The 1,137-nt window shown below is 45.7% G+C and carries 2 protein-coding genes; both read right to left on the reverse strand.

What is annotated here, in order from left to right:
- A partial coding sequence (locus tag R7D93_RS25840) for a response regulator (RefSeq protein ID WP_318129626.1) occupies window positions 1–355 on the reverse strand: 355 nt, incomplete at its 3' end.
- Between the two features lie 4 nt (window positions 356–359).
- Window positions 360–1,137 (reverse strand): sensor histidine kinase (locus R7D93_RS25845; protein WP_318129627.1); only part of this gene is annotated, 778 nt, incomplete at its 5' end.

Consider the following 1,137-nt stretch of genomic DNA (forward strand, 5'->3'; position numbering starts at 1 on the left):
CAATGGCGCGCTTTACGGTTTCAACCAAGTGTTCTGGCGCAAAAGGCTTCTCTATAAAATCGTAGGCCCCTTGGTGTAACGCATTTACGGCCATAGAGATGTCACCATGGCCTGTAATCATGATAACTGGCAGGTTTGGATCGCGTTGAACTAACGTGGTTAACAGGTCCATGCCTGAAATACCGGGTAAACAAATGTCGGTCACAATTACGCCAGCTTCGTCGCTTTGTTTCATGGCTAACAAGGCGGATTCCGCATCGGAAAAAAATGTCGCTTCGATATCGGCTAGCTCAAACGTTTGTTCTATTGCTAATCGAAGGTCGGCTTCATCATCAATAAAAAACACCTGACACATTATCTTATCCTTCTGATTGTTCGGTGCGTTGGCATATTGGTAAGCACAATGAGAATCGAGCGCCACCTTGGGCTCGGTTGTGAGCACTCAAGCTGCCGTTCATACCAGCCAATATTTGCTGAGATATAGAAAGTCCTAATCCCAATCCATTCTTTTTAGTTGTTAAAAACGGTTCGCAAAGTTCGGACAGTGTGTGCGAACCAAGCCCAGGGCCATTGTCATCGACATGAATCATCACTTTGTTTTCATCCGTATCCGTTTCAACGAGCAACCACACTTGTTTATCTTGTTGTTCTTTTACGGCTTCAATTGCGTTTGTCAGCAAGTTAACCAGAACTTGCTCCAATTGAATGGTATTGATTTGAACCTCGATGTCGTCAGTAGGAAGTTCGGTAGCAAGTAGAACACGAGCAGATTTAAAAGCGGGTTTCATGAGCTCTTTTGATGAGGCTATCACGGGCAACAGGCGTGTTTGGGTAAGCTCATTGCCGCTGGCCTTTTTGGCAAACGAACGCAATTGCTGGCTGATGTTTGCCATTCTGTCTGTGAGGGCTGAAATGCGAGTGAGATTATCTTCCGCTCGATCATACTTTTCTTTCTGAAGGAACAATTTTCCATTCTCAGCAAAGCTACGAATGGCTGCCAACGGATTATTCAGCTCATGGCTGATGCTCGCTGACATTTGACCGAGAACTGCCAGCTTAGCCGCTTGAATCAACTCATCTTGGGTCAAACGTAGTGTTTGCTCCGTTTCGGTTCGCTGCGCAATTTCAGCCTGTAAC

The organism is Vibrio sp. YT-15, from assembly GCF_033337445.1.
In the GTDB taxonomy this organism is placed as follows: Bacteria; Pseudomonadota; Gammaproteobacteria; order Enterobacterales; family Vibrionaceae; genus Vibrio; species Vibrio alginolyticus.